Here is a 20,686-nt window from a genome sequence, read left to right as displayed (position 1 = left end):
CCCGATTTAAGGATTACTTTGTACATAAAATAATACGACTTGATTCTCTGAAATCTCAGAGAATCAAGTCATTGTTTAGTAAGGATACGGAGCGATTCACTCTTGGAGCATTGACTGTATTTCAACACAAGCCATCACCAATGCGCCCACACCATGCAGATCATTTTTAACCTTAGGCCGAGTCACGTAACTCTCGTAATCGCCAGCTGAGGTACCGATACAAATGTCCGGCAGAACTAATCGGTTATGCTCATCCCACTGGATTACTTTGGTTAACCCTTCATATCCTTTTTTAGCCGCAGCTGTAGCGATAGTCACATCACTTACAACGCCATGCTTCACGGCTTTGGCAATCGTATAGACGAACAAACATGACCCTGAAGTCTCCAGCCAATTATCTGGCTCATGTCCCTTATCTACGACTTGATACCAAAGTCCACTTTTTTGATCTTGGTAACGAATAAGTGCATCCACAAAATCTCTCAGCGTAGTAGAAAGCTCTGTCCGGGCTGAATCATGGGAAGGTAACAGATCCAGAAATTGCGATAAGGCGAGACCATACCATCCTAATGATCGGCTCCAGAACTCCGGTGAACAACCCGTCTCCGGATTCGACCAAGGCATCCGCCGGCTCTCATCCCAGGCATGGTATAACAAACCCGTTGTCTCATCCTTCATATGCTTGCGCATTAACATTTCCTGATGAAGGACCGTTTCACGCAAGCTTGGTTCATCGTAGACATTAGCATATTTCAAGGAGAATACGCCTGCCATATAAAGTCCATCCAACCACATTTGGTTGGCGTACTTATCCTTGTGCCAATACCCGCCCTCAGAGGTTTTATTTAGTGTGAGCAGTAAATTCCTTAGCTTCTCTGCTGCAATACGATACTTAAGTTTGCCTGTCCGTTCATAAAGAGTGAATAGTAGCTGTCCTGCTTGAACCGCATCCAGCTCATCACGTGCAAAATAAAAGTTCCCGTATTCATCCACCAAATCATCTACATATTCCTGAATATAGTTGATATAACGGTCTTCTTGATAAGCATTCCACAAAAGCTCCATGCCACACAGAAATACACCCTGATGATAGTGCCATCGATGCGCGGGGGGAAGCTCTCCCGCCCTGTAAGTATCCATTAGTGAATCGCAAGCTTTTTTTGCCCACTCTATCGGCGTTGTAGGTATCTGTACAGTCATCTCGAAGCTCCTCCCCTAAGTATAGTCTCTCTCTTTCTTGCTAGCCCTTCATAGAACCCAACATGGCACCTTTGGCAAAATGCTTTTGCAGGAACGGATACACACATAGGATTGGCAAAGTAGCTACCACGATAACAGCCATCTTAATCGTTTGATCCGGTGGTGGAACAGTGGCATCCAGCGTAGCACTATGGTCCATTCCACTAGCCAGGACAACGATTTGTCTCAATAGGACTTGAATTGGCCACTTGCTGCTATCATCCAGATACAGAATCGCGCTCATGTACGTATTCCAATACGTTACCGAATAGAACAACCCGATGGTCGCTAAGGCCGGCAAAGATAGGGGCAGTACAATCCGGAATAAAATTCCGAAGTCATTGCATCCGTCAATTTTGGCAGATTCCTCGAGGCCCTCAGGGATGTTTTGAAAAAAGTTCTTCAAGATAATCATATTAAAAGCACTAATTGCTGAAGGCAGAATAAGTGCTGCATAGGAGTCGATAAGTCCTAATTCCTTCACAACCAGAAACGTTGGAATCATTCCACCGTGAAAAAGCATGGTGAATACCACCAGAAAGTTAACCACTTTACGTCCGTCCAAATCTTTTCTAGCCAGGGCGTACGCCATCAAAGAGGTAATAAGCATACTGAAGGCTGTTCCAATGACCGTTACACCGATGGAAACTCCCATAGCTTTAAATAGTGTGTTCGTTGAAAAAATGAACTTGTAAGCTTCCAAACTCCATACTTTTGGGATCAATACAAATTTATTAGCGGCTATCTCCGCGCTTGTTGTAAAAGAACCCGCTACAACGTGTACGAAGGGAAGCACTGTCACCAATGCAATAATTGCTAGCAGTGTAAAGTTTACAGCAGAAAAAATTCTGCCACCGATTGTTTTATCCTCTACCATTTCGATTCCTCCTACAACGTATCAATAGACGCCTTCTTCTCCCATTTTCTTGGAGATTTTATTTACTGTCATGACCATGATCAAACCAACAATGGATTTAAAGAATCCGATGGCTGTACTGTAGCTAAACTGTCCTTGTCTCAAACCTGCGGTATACACATACGTATCAATAATTTCCGCGACCTCTCGATTCATGGAGTTAAGCAGCAGATAGACATGTTCAAATCCAAGATCCAGAACGGAACCGATTTTCAAAATAAACAAGGTGATAATCACGCCTCGAATAGCTGGAAGTGTAATATGCCAGACTTGCTTAAGCCGCCCAGCCCCATCCATACGCGCTGCTTCATAGAGTCCAGGATCGATTGCAGCAATAGCAGCCAAATAAATAATGGTTCCCCAGCCCGCTTCCCTCCAAATGACCTGAATAATGTACATCGGTCTGAACCAGCTTGGATTAAGCAGGAAGTTGATTTTTTCAAAGCCGAAATAGGCAAGCAGCTCGTTGATAATCCCGCCGTCCATCGTAACCATTACAAACGAAATGGAGACGACGATAACCCATGACATGAAATGGGGTAAATAGAAGAGTGTCTGAAAGGTTCTTTTGAAAAAAGTACCTCTAAGCTCATTCAGCATCAGAGCCAATATAATCGGTATTGGAAAATAAATAAGAATATTCATCCCAAACAAGATAAGCGTATTCACTAAAATATTTAAGAAGTCAGGTTCAGTAAACAGCCTGCTAAAATGCTTCATTCCTACCCAGTCACTGCCCATGATTCCTTGATAAGGTTTGTAATCTTGAAATGCTATAATTAATCCATACATAGGAAAATATTTAAAAATAACAAAGTACAGTACGCCCGGCGTTAGCATGACATAGAGCCATTTATTTCTCCACAGCCGCTTTTTCAGTTCACTGTTGCTCTTATAAATACGTTTTGGTTGTGGAGCTGGCTGTGCGGTGAGTTCCTGCATGTTTCTCTTCCTTTCTCCTTCTTTATTCAAACTCTTTATTTCTTCATGTGACTATGAAGAGAAAAGGCTGTTGAACCTAGATCAACAACCTTTTCAGCTACATATAGTTCATTCAAGCGCTTCGAACAAAGGGACTACTTCTTGTACAAAGCGTTGTACTCTTCAATAATCTTAGCTCCGCCACGGCTCTTCCAGTTCTCAACTTCTTTTTCGAACCCTGCTTTGTCGATCTGTCCGTAGATATACTTGTACGTCGCATCAGTAATGATCTGTTGAAGCTCAACACCTTTTTCTGTATAGGTAGCTGAATCCATCGCAGCTGTTGGATCTGGAACGCCTACCTTAACATTCTCAAGAACTAATTCTTCTGCATGAATACGGCCTGGCAACACGTTATAACTTTGGTACATGCCATTTGTTTCATATTCTCCGATAACACTGTCCTTAAAGCCCTTTACTTCACGTTCGATCAGCTCTTTGTCATCTGCTGGCTTCGCTTTACCGTCTTCAACCGTATAGTGAACGCCTTCAATTCCCCAATACATCAAGTTAGCTACTTCAGGGGTCATCATTGCGTCAAAGAAAGCAAGAATTTTCTTCAGCTCTGCTTCGTCCTTGACAGCAGATTTCGGGAACAAAACGACGTTGTTATACCCTGGAATCATCCATTGAGCAAACTTTCCATCTGGACCTGCAACCATACTGTGTGTATCCAGAACGGCATCCGGGAAATTCTTGATGGTATCTTTATTTAGTGAATCAATATCTTGCATAGAGCCTCCGATATAAAGACCCCCTTTACCACTGGTAAACATATTCACAGCATCTGTTTTACTGGTAGCCGCGAAATCCTGGTTCATATAACCGCCGTCACGTGCTTTTTTGAAAAAGTCCATCGTTTCGATATATTGCGGGAATGTAAATTCAGGCGCTAACTTGCCATCAATTTCACCCCAAGTATTAGGTGTGCCAAACCATGAGGAGACCGTTTTAAAAGCTCCATAGGTCAATTCATTCCGATCAATAATACCTGTTGTATCTTTTTGTCCATTTCCATCCGGATCTTGTTCTGTGAAAGCTTTAGCCATTTCGAACAATTCATCTACATTCGCAGGTGCAGCCAGTCCTAATTTATCTGCCCAGTCTTTGCGGTAAATGATCCCTTGACGTGCAAGTGGACGCCCGATATATAAGGTATAAAGCTTGCCGTCTACTTTCGTGTTATTCAGAATTTCCGGTTTCATTTTACTCAAATTAGGGAATTCACTTAATAGTGGACCGATTTCCCAGAACTGACCGTCTTTAATCGCGTCTTTCATTTGAATAAATGTAGTTTGATTTTTCAAATAAGTTACTTGTGGCAATGAGCCTGTAGCAAAGGATGAATTCAGCTTCTCTTCATACGTATCTGCTGGATAAAATTGATAAGTTAGCTTGGTGTTCGTCAATTTCTCTACTTCTGTTTTAATTCTGTCTGGTGGTGTTTCTGTCGTATTCAATGGAAGCATGATTTTGATTTCTGTAGGTTCCTCTTTAGGTGCTTCAGTCTCTTCCACCTTCGTAGTGTTCTCTGCACTTGTAGTTGGGGCTGCTGCTTCTTCTTTGTTATTGTTGTTACCACCGCATCCAGCTAACAATGTGCTGAATGTTAACAGTGCTGTTAACAACATGGTGAAGGATTTCTTCTTCATACCATTTTGACCTCCATAATTTGTATTGGTTACGAGTTCCACGTTACATCGTCGGCAAGGTTACGAAAACAATCATTTCCCCATAACGGCGCGTTCTGAAAGGGATCTGAGCAAATGATTATCGTGATATCGCAGCACAAAAAAATCCACCGCATTATCTGCAGTGGATCAAAACCTGTTTAACCTATTTACTTTTCTGTCCCAAACTCAGCCTCAGCATATTCCTTAATAATAAGATTGCCTCCACGAGCTCTCCATTTCTCAACCTCTTGCTGAAATCCCTCGACGGTAATGTTACCTAATATATAGTTATATGTAGCATCCACAATGATTGTAGATAACTCCATATTCTTCTCATCAAAAGTAGATGAGCTCAGAGAAACTGTCGGGTCATCAACCAGAAAAGATTCATTATCTTTACTCAGCTGATCTGCTAGAGAGGTTAATTGCTCCTTCTGAGCCACTTCCATAATGTTTTTATTACTAATATCCGCGATCATTAAAGCATATAGCGGATTCACTTCCTGTACCCGCAGTTGTGAGGTTTCCTCGGGAAGGATAATCTTGCCGCCTTCAAGCTTATAATGCCGCCCCTCAAAGCCATACATCATTATATTGGCTACATCTTTATCCATGGTCCGATCAAAAAAACCAAGCACCTGCCGAAGCTCCTCCTCTGTGGCAATGGACTTTTTGGAAAAGAGATACAGTCCGTTGTAATTGGGGATAGACCATACTTTATATCCATCAGGCCCCTCGATACGATTGATCAGGGTAAGTTCAGCCTTTGGATTATATGCTTGAGCTTCAATTGACAACCGCTGCACATCAGTCATGCTGCCAATAAACACACCAGCGATACCGTTAATGAATTTATCGCGTTGAACCTCTTTACTGGTAAGAGCAAAGTCCTGATTGATGATTTTTTCATCATATAATTTCTTCATAAAATTCATTGTGTTCATATACTCCGCTGTTACGAATTCCGGAACAAATTGATGATTCTCTAGCTTCCAATTATTTGGTGTGCCAAAATAAGAGCTTAGTGTCTTAAATACTCCATAAACAAGATCATTACGATCGACTAATCCAAGGGTATCTTGTTTGCCATTCTGATCCGGATCGTTATATGTAAATTGCCTCATTACTTCATATAGGTCATCTAAGGTCTGTGGATTGCTTAAATGAAGATTGTCCAGCCAATCCTTACGTATTATGACACCCTGTCTGGAGGAAGGGCGTTCTGTATACAGGCCGTAGATCTTACCATCAACAGCGGTCTGCTTAAGAATAGCGGGGTCCAGTGCTTTAAGATTGGGGAACTCCTGAAGATATGGGCCGATCTCCCAAAATGCTTCAGATCGGATGGCGTTTTTCACCAGATTATAATCTGAGAACTTCACAAAGGTGACTTTTCCCAAGGAATTAGTGGTCAACGCCGTGTTCATTTTATCGGTATAAACCCCCTCAGGCACCCACGTGATATCAAGCTCCACACCTGTTAATCTTTCAATCTCAGCCATAATCTTTTTTGAAGGCTGCTGTGGAAAATGAAGAGGTGCCAAGATGGAGATGCTCGGGCGAGCTTCTTGCAGTACAGAACCAGCGGACTTTCCATCACTGCAAGCGCTTAACATAGGGAAAACAAGCATGAAAAATAAGCAGCAACATAACGTTGCCCTTCTACACAAAAATTGTCTAAACATTTCTACAGCCTCCTAAGGTATTGTAAGGATTTTCACCCTACAGCTTGAAGATTTTCCATTTTGTAGTCATAATTAGGGTTAATGATTATTACAGAACGAGATGATTATTGTTATTTTCCACCAGGTTTCATACACTAAGAACAAGTGTCTACTTCTACATAAGTAAAGGTGCTGAGTCCCGTGAGACCATTAAGCTTTTTAAGTAAATTAACGATTTTCGCCTTTGTAATTAGCACGTTGCCGGTGATATTCATCGGTTCTTTTTCCTATTTCACATCATCTAATGAGATCCAAAAGAACGTAAACAACAGTAAAATGGAACTTATATTACAAATCACCTCAAATGTAGAACATAAGTTAACAACTGTCAATCAAACATTAAACCAAGTGATCAACTCTAGTGTATTAAAAAAAGCACTAAATAACCCTTTAAGTGAAACCGATTTCATTTTATATAATGATTTAAGAAACGAAATCCGTAATATGCAATCCTTCGATACGAAACTTGAGGATGTCATCCTGCTCAATCAGCAGCAGAACTGGATGATTAAAAATTCAGGCGTCTATCGTCTGGATGAATACAAAAACCATGCGCAACTCTCTAATCTAATGAATATAGCTGACGATACTTCATGGATTTTGAATCCATCGTCCTTATTTTATAGCGAGGAGAGCATTAACGTCACTGGCTGCAATTACAGCATTAGTCTTATCAAAAAGCTTCCCACCAATAAGCTGCAAAAATATGGGCTTGCCCTAGCTAATATTCCGGTCTGCAGTCTTCAGGATTTCATTAATTCAGATGTGCAGCCTCTCGATGACATTATCGTTCTGGATCAAGCTGGCCGTTTCCTGCTCCATCCGGATACCAGCTTAATCGGAAAACCTAAAGAGCAAGGCGGATTTAAAGAAGTCCCCTTAATCTCTGATCCTTCTAAACAATCCGGACAGTTCAAGACTGTGATCAACAAAAAGAATTACTCCGTCACTTTCATGCGTTCTCAGTTAAATGGCTGGGTTTATCTATCGGTTACTTCCATGGAAAGCTTGACGAAGGAGTCCAATAAAATCGGTATGTTTACGATAATCGTGTGTACCTTTATGCTCTTGTTCTCCATTCTTCTGGCATGGATCGGCTCCAGGCGTATGTACACCCCTATCGAAAGACTGCTTAATCAGATGGGCCAACGCAAACCGGATATTAAATCAAGACATCGCAATGAATTTCAGATTATAGGTGAACAAGTTCATTCTTTGTTTCAATCCAAATCACAGCTGGAAAAAGAAGTCCGGCAACACTTTCAGCAGGTTCGTACGTTTTTTCTGATCAATGCCTTCCACGGCAATGTTAAGAAACGTGATTTGCTCGAAGAACTAGGGCAATTCGGCTACCAAACCCAGCTTGTAGAATGGAAAACCATGGCAGTAATTACGTTGTCTATTGATTATGCCGAGGATTCCAGCTATGAGAAAAAAGATCTCAGCCTCTTATTGTTCGCTGCCCACAATATGATCGAAGAGTTAATCTGTCCTGAACAACGGCTGGCTCCTGTAATCATGGACCATGCGGTAGTCGTATTATTGGGCAGTCCAGACTGCGATACCCAGTCTTTTCATAAGACACTGTACTCGTTAACGGAGAAGCTGCAGCAAGAAATAAATAATTATCTAAAGGTGCAGGTGAGTATTGGGCTGAGCCTTCCCTTCAACGCGTTCGATAAACTAGCCATTGCCTACAGAGAAGGTCTTGAAGCACTGAAACATCGCATTAAGCTTGGCAAAGGCGTTATTATTCAATATGAGAACATTAACTCCGGCAAACATTATCTGAACTTGAACTACCCTACGCATAAAGAAAACGATCTAATGGATGCTATCAAGCTGGCTGAAACGGATAAAGCCAAGGAACTGATTCATTTGCTTTTTAAATCTATCTTTTCCCTAGAGCTATCACCACAGGAATATCAAATCCCGTTGACCCGCTTACTCAATAACTTGCTCATTATGATGCAGGAATCGGGCATTAGCTTAAATCAGATCTATCATGCTAATGGCTCAATTTTTGAGGAATTACATGACCTTCATACTGTGGCTGAGATTGAGGATTGGTTCTGGAGCATGGTCATTTACCCGATGATCAAAATTTTTATCAGCAGGCAAAATGCCCAATACCAAAACATCTCTGAGAAAATCATTGATCTGATCCAACATGAATATGATACAGATCTAACCTTGGAAGAATGCGCTTCTCGGCTGCATTACAACGCCAACTATATCAGCAGTGTCTTCCGTAAGGAGACCCAATACTATTTCAGCGAATATTTAACGATGTACCGATTTAAAATGGCGAAAAAATGGCTGCAGGAAACCGATATGCCGATCAAAGATATTGCTGCCAAATTAAGATACAACAATTCTCAGAATTTCATTCGATCTTTCCGTAAACAGGAAGGGATGACCCCTGGACAGTACCGGGATAACAATACAGGCACTAAATCCAAACCAACATTTGACGAATCTATGTAAAAATCACAAAATAATCGTTCAAGGTCGAAGCTAAAAAAAAAAGAGTCTCTCTTTTTTTCGGAAAATATGTTAACGTGTGCATATAACCATTTAGGGAGGAATTTGAACGCAATGTTGAACTTTCGTCTAAATACTAACCGTGTAGAACAAGAGGCGATTTCTCAGGAAACCTCACTGCTCACCCTCTATCCGCTCGAGACGGATCACCCCCGTCCTTTTATATTGGTATTGCCTGGTGGAGGTTATCAGCACTTAGCCAAACATGAAGGAGAACCTGTGGCTCAATGGCTAAACAGTCTAGGTATTCATGCAGGTGTACTAGATTATCAGGTCGGAGATTTCAACGCCTCTTCTTTGTTAAATGATGTTGAGGATGCTCTCAAATGGATTAGGGAAGCACCCAAAGTTTGGAATGTGATCTCAGACAAAGTAGGGATGATTGGATTCTCGGCAGGAGGACACTTAGCTTCCATCTTTTCTACCACTAGAGCAGAGAAACCAAACCTTCTTCTGTTAGGTTACCCTGTAATCACTTTCCAAGAGTCCCATTCGCATAAGGGAAGCCGGCTACATTTTCTTGGAGACGACCCATCACAAGCAGAGCTTGACTCCTTTTCCTCAGAAGCCCAGGTGGATTCCCACACACCTCCAACCTTTATCTGGACAACAGCGAATGATGCCAGCGTTCCCGTGGAAAATAGTCTGTTGTTCGCCTCTGCCCTGTCTAATCAGGGAATTCCTTTTGAATTACATATCTTTGAAGAAGGGCGGCATGGTTTAGGGCTTGCTAAAGAACACCCTCATTGCCAGCAATGGCTTTCCCTTGCTGAGAATTGGTTAAGGGAACGCCAATACGTTAAAGGAGAAGAAGACCTTATGAGACAACAGCTATTTATTGCAGGCGATTCCACTGCGGCTATTAAAGGCGCTGGAGAAAAACCTATGACCGGCTGGGGAGAATACCTGCAAAGTTATTTTGGGACTTCTATTCAAATCCAGAATCGTGCAATTAATGGTCGAAGCACCAAATCGTTCATAACAGACGGCCGCCTGGATGCCATCAAAAAAGACTTTCAACCCGGCGACTACCTGTTTATTCAATTTGGACATAACGATGAGAAAAAAGATGATCCATTACGTTACACCGATCCTGAAACCGAATATCGCCACAATCTAATTCAATATATAGATGCTGCTAGGCAGCTAGGGGGGACTCCGGTTCTGTTAACCTCTGTAAGTCGCCGCCGCTTTAACGCCGATGGAGAGCTTGACCCGTTGGCTGTAGGTGCTTATCCCGAGGTAATGAGACAAGTGGCTGAAGAAACGCACACTCCGCTACTTGATATTTTCGCAGCCTCGCAAGCGCTCTATCGTTCATTAGGCGAAGAGGAATCCAAGAAGTTATTCATGCATTTGCCAGCGAAAACACATCCCAATTACCTAAATGGGGTTACGGATGATACTCATTTCTCAGATGAAGGTGCCCGGCAAATTGCTAAACTTGTAGTTCAAGCTCTTAAACAAAATACAGCCTCATCTCTATCAAACCTACAACAACTTTTATAAGGAGTGATCAAAGATGTCTCTAATTAAAGAAGTTATTACGGAGTACTATCGTATCCCTTTGCCAGAAATCATGGAGGATGCTAAACACGGCTTGCATACTCATTTTGAAGTACCCATTGTCAAAATTAGAACGGATGACGGTCGTGAAGGTGTAGGTTATACCTATACTGGCGGATTTGGCGGCAAAGCGATCTGTTCACTAATTGCTAATGAATTAACACATATTTTAGTTGGCAAAGACGCCAGCTGTGTGGAAAGTATCTGGGAGCAGATGAACTGGGGAATACATTATGTTGCTCGCGGGGGTCTGGCTAGCTTCGCCATTGCGGCATGTGACATTGCGTTATGGGATTTACGTGCGAAGAAAGCAGATGAACCTCTCTACAAACTTCTGGGTGGCGCAAGCAATGAGGTCAAATGTTATGGTGGAGCGATTGATTTGAATTTCCCATTAGAAAAGCTCCTGCGCAACAATCAAAAATACTTAGATATGGGCCTCCAGGCTGTCAAAATTAAACTAGGCCAAAAAACATTAGCTGAAGATGTGGAACGAGTGGCTGCGGTACGCCAATTGGTCGGCCCGGATGTAGCCTTTATGGTCGATGCCAATATGAGCTGGAGTGTGGAAAAAGCGATAAAAGCCGCACGTGAATTTTTGAAATATGACATTCTTTTCTTAGAAGAACCAACGATTCCGGAGGATTATGCCGGCTATGCACGGATTGCTGAAGAAACAGGAATGGCCGTTGCAGGCGGGGAGAACTTGCGCACATTAACCGAATTCCATCACATGCTGCAATATGGTCATGTTGATTTCCCTCAACCTGATGCTTCCAATATAGGCGGAATTACGGGCTGGTTAAAGGTAGCTCACTTAACACAAGCCTATAACCTTTCCGTTTCCACACATGGGATGCAGGAATTACACGTTAGTTTGTTAGCAGCTATGCCAAATGCAGGTTATCTCGAAATGCATAGCTTCCCTATCGATCAATACACTACACGTCCGCTAGTGATTAACAAAGACAATGGGATGGCAGTAGCGCCTGAAGTAACGGGCACTGGCGTTACCTTTGACTGGGACAAATTAGCACCTCACAAACAACAATACTAATAGGAGCGATCGATCATATGAACATTCCCCTTCATCTAGGTGTTCGAGCACATGATTTCACACAAGTTCCATTGCAAGAGTTAATTGAGAAGATTAAGTCCTATCATTTCACTCATATCCAGTTTGCACTTAAGAAATCTTTTCCTGATAGTGCCCCTAGTCTGACGGCTATAAGCCCTGGAACAGCCAGCTATTATGGCAATGCCTTTAGGCAGGCAGGTATTCAGATTGCGGTTCTGGGCTGCTATGTAAACATTGTAGACACCGATCCTCACAAACGGGCACAAGCGTTAGCCGCGTTTAATACCCACCTGCGCTTGGCCAGAGATTTTGGCGCTAGTCTGGTAGGTACGGAAACCGGAAGTGTGGGACTTGGGTATACCACAGATAATTTTACAGAAGAAGCCTTCCAAGAGGTGGTGACATCAGTTAAGGCCATGGTGGCGGAGGCCGAACGTTTTGGTGTGACGGTAGGAATCGAAGCAGGACTTCATCATCCGCTGTACACCGCGCCCTTAACCCGCCGACTTCTGGATGAAGTCCCTTCTAACAATCTTCAGGTCATATTGGATTGCGCAAATCTAATGTCACCTACAAATTACTTGCATCAAGAAGCTATTATTATGGAGGCTTTGAAGCTTTTAGGAAATCGAATTGCTATCATTCATTTAAAAGACTTTATCGTCAAAGATGGAGCCATAAAAATAGTCCCTGTAGGTCAAGGGTGGCTAGAGTTTGAGCCGATTCTTCGTTATATGAAATATGAACGTCCTCATATTCAAGGAATCCTGGAAAGCACTCCTGAGTCACATTTAGGAGAAAGCATTACCTTTTTGCAACAGATATACGAATCCTTGTAGGGCTTCCTCCCATTAAAATGAATAAATCCACTGCACACCACCTCTTTATCTTACCTGGTGCAGTGGATTTTTATATTCTGTTTAACATCCGTTTGACCTTCATCAAATAATCGCCTGTTATGATCAGGGCATCAAGAGTACCTGGGAGGGGTTCCATGCGTCTTGCTTTATTCACGGACACATTTCTTCCGCAAACCAACGGAGTTTCACGTACACTTCAACGATTAACCACCCATTTGAAAGAGCGCGGTATTGAACATCTGCTTTTCTCACCAAAATCTGCTCCTGAAGACAGTTATGCCGATCCCATACGTCCCATTACCAGCATCCCCTTTTTCTTATACCCTGAATGTAGACTCGCACTGCCCAATATGTCCTCTATCCAATCAGAGCTGAAAGCTTTTCGTCCCGATCTGCTTCATATGGCAACTCCGTTCAATATCGGTCTCTGCGGCCTTCGTTATGCGCGAAAACATGATCTGCCCCATGTCGCCTCCTATCATACCCATTTTGACCGCTATCTTGAATATTACCGGATGAAAAAAATCGCTCCGCTCTATTGGAAATACATGAAGTGGTTTCACCGCTCCTGTGATGCCACCTTTGCACCATCCTACGAAACCCTCGATTCCCTCCAAGCTCAAGGCTTTCATCGCCTGAAGCTATGGTCCAGAGGCATCGACTGCCAGCAGTATACCCCCAAAAAACGCAGCCATGAGGTCCGTGAGTGCTACGGAATTACCGCACCGTTACTGCTTCTATATGTGGGAAGAATCGCCCCTGAAAAAGATATACAGACTCTTGCTCTCGCCATGCAGCAATTGCCCGAATCTACGCAATCTCAGGTTCATTGGCTAATCGTTGGAGACGGTCCCCTTCTGCCGGAAATGCGGGCACAGGCGCCGCATAATGTCACGTTTACAGGCTATAAACATGGTGACGAGCTTGCCCAATTATATGCCTCAGCAGATCTGTTCATCTTCCCTTCCAGTACAGAAACCTTCGGTAATGTTGTCTTAGAGGCTATGGCCTCAGGACTGCCTGTCCTCGCAGTAAATGAAGGTGGGGTGAAGGATCTGGTCACACCCGGCCGCACAGGAATGATTGTCAAGCCCCGCTGCCCGGATGCTTTTATTCGTGAGATTTGTGCATATGTAGAGCACCCTCAAAAGCTAGCTGCTATGGGGCATGAAGGTCGACAGCTCGCACTCGGCCGCTCTTGGGAGAATATTTTTGATGGACTCATCCGCGATTATGAAGAGATCATTGAGAATAGACGTTATGATCTTATACCGGCTTTACTACCATTAATATAATAATGACGATAGTCAGTACATGAACCGCCGCTTCTAGCGGAGCGATCTTGTTCATAGCGGTAGTGTAACCATCCGGAATTTCCTCCCCTTCGCTGGTCATTACGAGCTGGGTTAGCTTTTTCAATCGGGGCTCAACCATTCCAATAATAATCACTTCGATCACGATAAAAAATAATAACGACAGATTTAACCACAACACCGACAAGCCCATTTTATCTATGATCATTAACAAAATACCTGTAACGATCAGGGTGATCCCACCTGTCTTAGGGAATCTGTTTATTTTCTTCATAAGACCAAATACAAAACGAAGCTGACTGCCTGTCTTGGCTGAGCTTGTCAGTATTGGCAGCACAAAAGCCGGTCCAATTCCCACTATGGATGCTATAACATGTATAACTACCACAAGCTTTGAGATCATATGCGTCAAATCCATATTTACAATCCCCCCTATCATTCGTTGTTTAGATTCATATGAGGCTGATAGGAGAATTAGTCTTGCAGAATCCTTTAAATCTTAGATAATTTTAAAAGAGCGCCTAGCCGGATATTACCGACTTAGGCGCTTTTTTAACAAATATTCAGTTATTTTACCGTAACTTTCATGATCGTACTCTCATTTACCCCTTGATCATTCAACAGCTCAGCCCGGTATTCATAGACGCCTGGAGAACGGTTAGTAATAGAAGTAGAAGCCGTTTGTGCGTTTGGGGTGCCCGCTGTTAAAATCTGAGTATCGATCAGTATTCCATTCTCATACAAGCGATACTCTTTGCCGTTCATCCCCCACCATAAATTCATAGTCACTTTATACTCTCCATCGCCATCCCAGTTGTCATTGGACAACACCGGCTTAGCTGGTGCAGCATCCTTCACGATAACCACATGAGCAGCAGACACCGTTGTGCCAAAAGAATTGGTTAGCTCAGCCGTATAGGTGTAGGTTCCGTTTTCTTTTCCGGTAATATTAGTCACTGCAGTCTGTGCAGCTGGGGAATTATCACGTAAGGTTTGCGTGTCGATTAAGACACCATTCTCATATAGCTTGTAGACCGTACCATTATTGCCCCACCACATATTCATTGTGATTTGGTAATCCCCGTCCAAAAGTCCTGTATCCTGCCCATTATTATTGGATAGAACCCATTGCCCCGGAACACCTGTAGCCTTCTGAGGTCCACTTACGACCACAATCACTTGTTCTGTCGTCGAAAGTCCAGCGTTATTAATGGCTGTTGCGATGAACGTATGCGCTCCCGCAAGCCCTGTGAGTGGAATCTCATCTCCATAAACGACAGGTTTACCATCAAAGGTAATATCCAGACTGCGAATACCAGACTCTGGATCTTCCGCTACGACCTGCACCTTCAATACATCCGTTTCACTCATTTGAGCAGAAGGTAAACCAGAAATCGTAGGTGGTGTAGTATCTTCAGTTTCTCCCGGTGAGCCTACATATTGAATTTTTGGAGCCGCTGGTTGTTCCATCCCTTCACCAAGAAAGAATCCAGGGTGCGGAGGTTGATTATAGCCTACATTTTGCCAAGCTACTGCCAGGCGGTAGATCGGATCATGCATCAATGTGCGAATACGATAATCTGTCATATCCGTTGTTGTGTAGATCCGTAGTTCAGAACTGTCCGTTGCCCGCCAAATCACTTCTTCACGCCAATCCCCGAACAGATCTGCCTGCAAGCTTGGATTCGCCTTGGTGCCATTATTTGAAGAAGCGCCTACAGCCGTCAATAAGTTGACCGTTGTCTGATTGGTATAGTCCCACTTATCCACTCGATTCGCATCCAGTAATTCACGTAAAAGATCACCATCCCACCAAATGCCAAAATTCGTGGAGGAAGGCAGTTTTTTAGTGATTAGTTCACCTTGCGCACTGTATAGGCCCGTAACAGGTATATGCTCCTCATTGGTGATCGTTGCAGCCCATACCTCTTCGCCAGCATATCGCGGATCAATATCTGCTGACATTCCCCGTCCAGTATCAATCCCCGTGAACACCCCCCATAATATTTCTCCTGTAGCTGCATCACGCATTTCAATCCCATACTTCGAATCGGTATGCTCATGAACATCAAAGACTTCCAGCCCGGGTCTGGTAGGATCAAGGTCTCCGAAATGAATTGCATCACCATGGCCAAGCTTTGTATTATACAGCGGCAATCCGTCATCGTCGATTGCCATCGCGCCGAAGGTTATTTCGTCCTTGCCGTCGCCGTCCACATCTCCTACAGAAAGATTGTGGTTTCCTTGACCAGCGTAGTCTCCATATCCTTCATCATTAGAATCGAAACGCCATACTTTCTCGAGCTTGCCCTCACGATAATTGTAAGCTGCAAGTACGGTTCTAGTATAATAACCGCGGCTAAAAATCACGCTTGGCTGCTCGCCGTCTAAATAAGCTACAGCTGCCAAAAAGCGGTCTACACGGTTACCATAGGTATCCCCCCAAGCGCCAACATCTCCACGTGGCGGATCATAATCAACGGTATCCAATGCCCGGCCTGTTGCCCCTTCGAACACCGTTAAATATTCATTGCCCAGCAGCACATAACCCGAACTGTTACGATAGTCTGCACTGGCATTGCCAATGACTTTTCCTTGACCGTCCACTGTGCCATCTGCCGTCTTGATCATAATTTCGGCACGTCCATCACTATCCAGATCATATACCAGGAATGGAGAATAGTGTGCACCGGCACGAATATTAGGCCCTAAATTAATCCGCCATAAGCGAGTTCCATCTAATTTATAAGCGTCCATATAGACAAGTCCAGTATACCCAGCTTGAGAGTTATCCTTGCTGTTCGAAGGTGACCACAACATGATGATTTCATATACACCATCACCGTCCAAATCACCTACACTTGCATCTCCCGCACTATACGTATAAGGTTGACCATCCTTGGTGTAATCATCTGCTGGCTTTTGCAAAGGGATCGATAGATATTGCTTCTGCCATACGCTGAATGGTTCCGAAGCAGATTTCTCGACTCCATTGATTACTGATGTGATTCTATATTTGGCATCCTCCCTGCCTGTAATATCGAGATAGTTCGTGTTTTGAGTAATCAACGAATCATTTAGTTTCTTATCACCACGATACAGATTGAATCCTATCGTTTCCGGATCCAGACCTAACATCCGCCAGCTGATATACACACCTTCATCTGTCTTAACCGCTACAGGCGCACGGTCCAGCGCCTCCATCTTCCGGTATAAAGCTGTCACCGCTGAGGTTTCCAACGTAGCGGATAGATCAGAGATGCCGCCTGCATTTACCGAGGCTACTTTGTAATAGTAAGGAATGGTAGTCAGAACGGTCATGTCTGTGTACGAAGCTTCGAATGATTTGCCGATCAGGATGAACTCACCGTCTGCGGATTTCGCACGATAAATGTTGAACATCCGTGCATCCGGTACCTCATTCCAAGTAAAGGCCACATCATTTTTGTTCGTAGATTGTACAGCTAGACCACTAGGTACGGGTGCTTTTGCTACGGAAGGATCAATCATAGACACTTTTAGCGCATTAGAACCTACGGATTCCAGTCCCGTGCTGTCGACCGAAGTTACCGTATAGATATATTCCATACCAATATCCGCAGTGGTATCTGTATAGAGCGGCTCTATTGTCTCGCCCAGCAGCTCTGCACTATTCGCAACCGTAGCCTGACGATATACACGGTATTTCAGCGCACCCTCCATACTGTCCCAAGAAAGATTAGCTGTGATAGGCTCACTGTTTAAATCCAGGCTACCCAGGTTCAGATTCGTTGGGGCTAATAATAACGGTGTGATCTCCAGCCCATTGAGATGAGCGGTTGTGCCACTAAAGACAAGATTCATCTGCCCGTCTTTGACAGCAATCTGGTTATACAGCTTCTCAGCAATATTTTCCTTACCTGAGGAGACTGTTCCGTAATCTTTGCCTTCAATGGCTACATTCGTCTTGGCAGATCCAATCCAATCTCCTGTATAGGTCTTAACAGAATAATAACCATTGGGTAAATCAACTTTGAATTCATACGATCCTCCAAAATAAATCACAAAATCTCTGCGCAGATCGTCCGTCGCATTTCCCCGATCCCGATCAATCATCCCTGCACTCGAGGTCAAACCATATCCACGTTCTGGGGTATATAGGACATTCACATTCACTTCCGTATAACCCGCAGCAACGGGTGAACCAACAGGTCCGAAATCATAACGATACTGAGCGGATTTCGTAGTCAGCTTCACTTCATCTGAAGGCTCAGACTCTCCTAGCCCGTTCACTGCAGTCACTCTTACCGAGTAGCTTTGACCTTCAACCAACCCGCTTAATGTCAATGAAGGGACAGTTGAAGTTCCCGCTAATGTATAAGCAGATTCGGTTTCTGCCGCTAGCTTACGATAAATTTTATAGATATCTGCACCTTCTACTTTATTCCATTTCAGTACTGCACCTGCATTACTGATACTCCCAGCTACAAGACCTTCAGGCTTCGCAGGCACCGTTTCTGGCTGTTTGATGTCCTGCACAAAGCTGGAGAGTGGAATATTTAATTCCCCTATTCCTTTGGCCAGCAAACGGGCCATTTGAATGGCTCCGTACTCTTGAAAGTGAGTATCGTCTGTCGAGCCATTTGGGAAAGCACCATATATCCCTGCATCGAGGTGAAGGAATACAGAGCGTGTAGCTGCAAAACCGATAGAATTGTAATAAGCTACACTGAGTGCGCTAAGATCGACCAAGTCAACATCCAACTCACTTGCTACTTCTTTCATAGCCTGCACATATTCTGGAAAGCTCACATTGAATTTTTCGCTCACAGCATTATAATCTCTGCGCCCCATGGGGGTCACCAGAATCGGAGTTGCTCCTCTTTGCCTAGCTCCATTGATATAGGTTTTTAAATAAACTTTGTAATCGGCTGGAGAAGCATATCGGTCAGGAACGCTAATCGTTGCATCATTATGACCAAACTGGATAAGGAAATAGTCACCCGGTTGGATCTTACGCAGTACTTCATCCAACCTTCCCTCGACCATAAATGACTTAGAGCTGCGGCCTCCGATAGCGTGATTCTTAAACGTTACTTCCTCACTAAAGAAGTCAGGAATCATTTGTCCCCAGCCTGCTTGTGGTATCCAATAAGGATCATAAGTCTGCACCGTTGAATCACCCGCAATATAAACCGTTGGCAATTCATTAGCAGGACGGTCTGGCTGCTTAGTAATCACCAGTGCATTGATATTAGGCTTAGTACCAGAGAACAACAAGTTCATTTGTCCGTCCACCAAAGCGATGTCAAAGCTCATTTCCAAATACTGGCCTGCTGTTTTGCTCGTCTGTTGAACTTTTTGAATGGATTCGACTTTGATGCCAATCTCTGTATCTCCGGCGCTGTCACCAGCGGTAAGTGACACTGTATAGTCGCCATTCGGTAAATCCACATTAAAAGTTGCATCCTTAGGGACCACAAAATCTGATCGCAAAGGATCTGAGGTTCCTCGGTCTACCCCAGTTACTTTCGATATATCTGTAAATCCATATTTGACCTCAGAGGAATAAGATACTCCTGCATCTACCTTAAGATAACCTGCAGCCACAGCACCCGGGCCAAAATCAAAGGAATAAACATCCCCTTCTGGCAAAGTTCCGGGAGGCATATACACAGCGCTTTCCACCTTGTCAGATAGCTCTGATTGTCCTTGGTCATTGGCTGCCTTCACCCCATAATATTGCCGTTTTGAGGTATCCGCTGAGGTATCCGTAAATGTCGTCTTCTCTGACTGGCCAATCTCATGGAATGTTCCATCTGCTGAATCAGACCTTAAGATCGTATAGCGCTTTGCTCCAGCCACACTGTTCCAACTCAGTTGAACAGAACTTACACCTACAGTGACAATTGAAACACCGGTTGGTGCTGCGGGAACCTCTACCCCCGGAATTTTGTCTACTGTCACAGATGCGCTCAAAGCAGACTCCTCACCCTTTCCATTTACAGCTGACACATTGTAAATGTAGCCACTGCCTTCATTTACATCTGAATCCATGTAGCTGTTAGCAGCAGCTTGCCCTATGGCTTGAAGAGTTCCACTAGGAAGAACCGTTCGATAAATATTGTAATAGACTGCTTCTGTCACGCTGCTCCACCCTAGAGATACCTCAGTGGGAGTGATATTATGAGTCACTAATCCCTCAGGGGCTTTCAATGGACCTGGTACAATCTGCTGAATAATTAGTCCATTTAAATATCCGCCAACTCCTGTACCCGTAATGCCGACGGTCAGTTGTCCATCTTGAACAGTCGTCCGATAGGTAGCTTGATTTACAGCTTGCTTACTGCTTATCGACCCAGCCGTGCTACCTTCCAAAGTAATCGTAGTTTTGGTTGTACTTGTACCCGCTAGTAAATCTCCTGAGTATACAGTCACATCGTAATCCCCATTAGGAAGATCCACCAAAAAAGAATAGGACAGTCCCAATACAAAATCGTTAGTCATATCGTCTCCACCCGAACGATTCCTCGAAGCAACCGCCTGATCTAAGCCATACCCTAGCTCATTCGTATATAACTTAGATTCATGCACGCCTGTATAACCACTCATAACAGGACTTGTTGCTGTTCCAAAATCATATTGCAAGGTTATTGGGCCTGAAGCTGCACTGACCTGTTGCCCCCCAAATGTTGTAGATGGAAGTATTGATGAACAAATGAAGATCCACGACAATAACACCATAAATATTTTATTTCCAAGTTTATTCCTCTTCATCTTCCGTGCTTCACCCGCTTTCTTATGATTGAAAGA

General features: G+C 43.7%; 12 protein-coding genes. 5 read left to right on the top strand and 7 right to left on the bottom strand.

Features of this window, described 5'->3' with window-relative positions; all coding sequences use genetic code 11:
- Positions 1-96: 96 nt before the first annotated feature.
- The 5 genes from MKZ09_RS10690 to MKZ09_RS10670 all read right to left on the bottom strand — a co-directional run bounded on the left by MKZ09_RS10690 (position 97) and on the right by MKZ09_RS10670 (position 6,494).
- Positions 97-1,200, bottom strand: coding sequence for a glycoside hydrolase family 88/105 protein (locus tag MKZ09_RS10690; protein WP_076124980.1), 1,104 nt, complete (start codon positions 1,198-1,200; stop codon positions 97-99).
- A 40-nt stretch (positions 1,201-1,240) separates the two neighbouring features.
- The gene (locus MKZ09_RS10685) at positions 1,241-2,116 is read right to left on the bottom strand and encodes a carbohydrate ABC transporter permease (protein ID WP_076133999.1); all 876 of its coding nucleotides are present in this window, start codon (positions 2,114-2,116) and stop codon (positions 1,241-1,243) included.
- A gap of 21 nt (positions 2,117-2,137) precedes the next feature.
- Positions 2,138-3,097, bottom strand: coding sequence for an ABC transporter permease (locus MKZ09_RS10680; protein WP_076133998.1), 960 nt, complete (start codon positions 3,095-3,097; stop codon positions 2,138-2,140).
- 134 nt (positions 3,098-3,231) lie between these two features.
- Positions 3,232-4,788 carry an extracellular solute-binding protein gene (locus MKZ09_RS10675; protein WP_076203099.1) on the bottom strand — a complete coding sequence of 519 codons (1,557 nt, stop codon included), beginning with the start codon at positions 4,786-4,788 and terminating at the stop codon, positions 3,232-3,234.
- 188 nt (positions 4,789-4,976) lie between these two features.
- On the bottom strand, positions 4,977-6,494 hold the full coding sequence (locus MKZ09_RS10670) for an extracellular solute-binding protein (protein WP_081388889.1): 1,518 nt from the start codon (positions 6,492-6,494) through the stop codon (positions 4,977-4,979).
- Between the two features lie 180 nt (positions 6,495-6,674).
- On the opposite strand from MKZ09_RS10670, the gene MKZ09_RS10665 reads away from it, so the two are divergent.
- The 5 genes from MKZ09_RS10665 (at position 6,675) to MKZ09_RS10645 (ending at position 13,876) form a co-directional block, all read left to right on the top strand.
- Positions 6,675-9,020 carry a helix-turn-helix domain-containing protein gene (locus tag MKZ09_RS10665; RefSeq protein WP_076203094.1) on the top strand — a complete coding sequence of 782 codons (2,346 nt, stop codon included), beginning with the start codon at positions 6,675-6,677 and terminating at the stop codon, positions 9,018-9,020.
- Between the two features lie 111 nt (positions 9,021-9,131).
- On the top strand, positions 9,132-10,586 hold the full coding sequence (locus MKZ09_RS10660; RefSeq protein WP_076203090.1) for a GDSL-type esterase/lipase family protein: 1,455 nt from the start codon (positions 9,132-9,134) through the stop codon (positions 10,584-10,586).
- A 13-nt stretch (positions 10,587-10,599) separates the two neighbouring features.
- Positions 10,600-11,700, top strand: coding sequence for a mandelate racemase/muconate lactonizing enzyme family protein (locus MKZ09_RS10655; RefSeq protein ID WP_076124972.1), 1,101 nt, complete (start codon positions 10,600-10,602; stop codon positions 11,698-11,700).
- 17 nt (positions 11,701-11,717) lie between these two features.
- Positions 11,718-12,560: a sugar phosphate isomerase/epimerase family protein gene (locus tag MKZ09_RS10650; protein WP_076203086.1), complete on the top strand. Its 843-nt coding sequence runs from the start codon at positions 11,718-11,720 to the stop codon at positions 12,558-12,560.
- 155 nt (positions 12,561-12,715) lie between these two features.
- Complete coding sequence (locus MKZ09_RS10645; protein ID WP_076203083.1) at positions 12,716-13,876, top strand: glycosyltransferase family 4 protein; 1,161 nt, start codon at positions 12,716-12,718, stop codon at positions 13,874-13,876.
- Here the strand turns inward: MKZ09_RS10645 and MKZ09_RS10640 are convergent.
- Together MKZ09_RS10640 and MKZ09_RS10635 are read right to left on the bottom strand one after the other, a co-directional pair.
- Positions 13,848-14,312 carry a DUF2269 family protein gene (locus MKZ09_RS10640; RefSeq protein WP_232061246.1) on the bottom strand — a complete coding sequence of 155 codons (465 nt, stop codon included), beginning with the start codon at positions 14,310-14,312 and terminating at the stop codon, positions 13,848-13,850. The two genes, MKZ09_RS10645 and MKZ09_RS10640, sit on opposite strands and share 29 nt — an antisense overlap.
- Before the next feature lie 149 nt (positions 14,313-14,461).
- Positions 14,462-20,650 carry a rhamnogalacturonan lyase family protein gene (locus MKZ09_RS10635; RefSeq protein WP_269473487.1) on the bottom strand — a complete coding sequence of 2,063 codons (6,189 nt, stop codon included), beginning with the start codon at positions 20,648-20,650 and terminating at the stop codon, positions 14,462-14,464.
- Positions 20,651-20,686 lie beyond the last annotated feature (36 nt).

Source organism: Paenibacillus sp. FSL R5-0908, assembly GCF_038006245.1.
GTDB classification, from domain to species: domain Bacteria; phylum Bacillota; class Bacilli; order Paenibacillales; family Paenibacillaceae; genus Paenibacillus_AQ; species Paenibacillus_AQ odorifer.
Note: the sequence above shows the minus strand (reverse complement) of the source record. Positions and strands in the feature narration are given on the sequence as shown.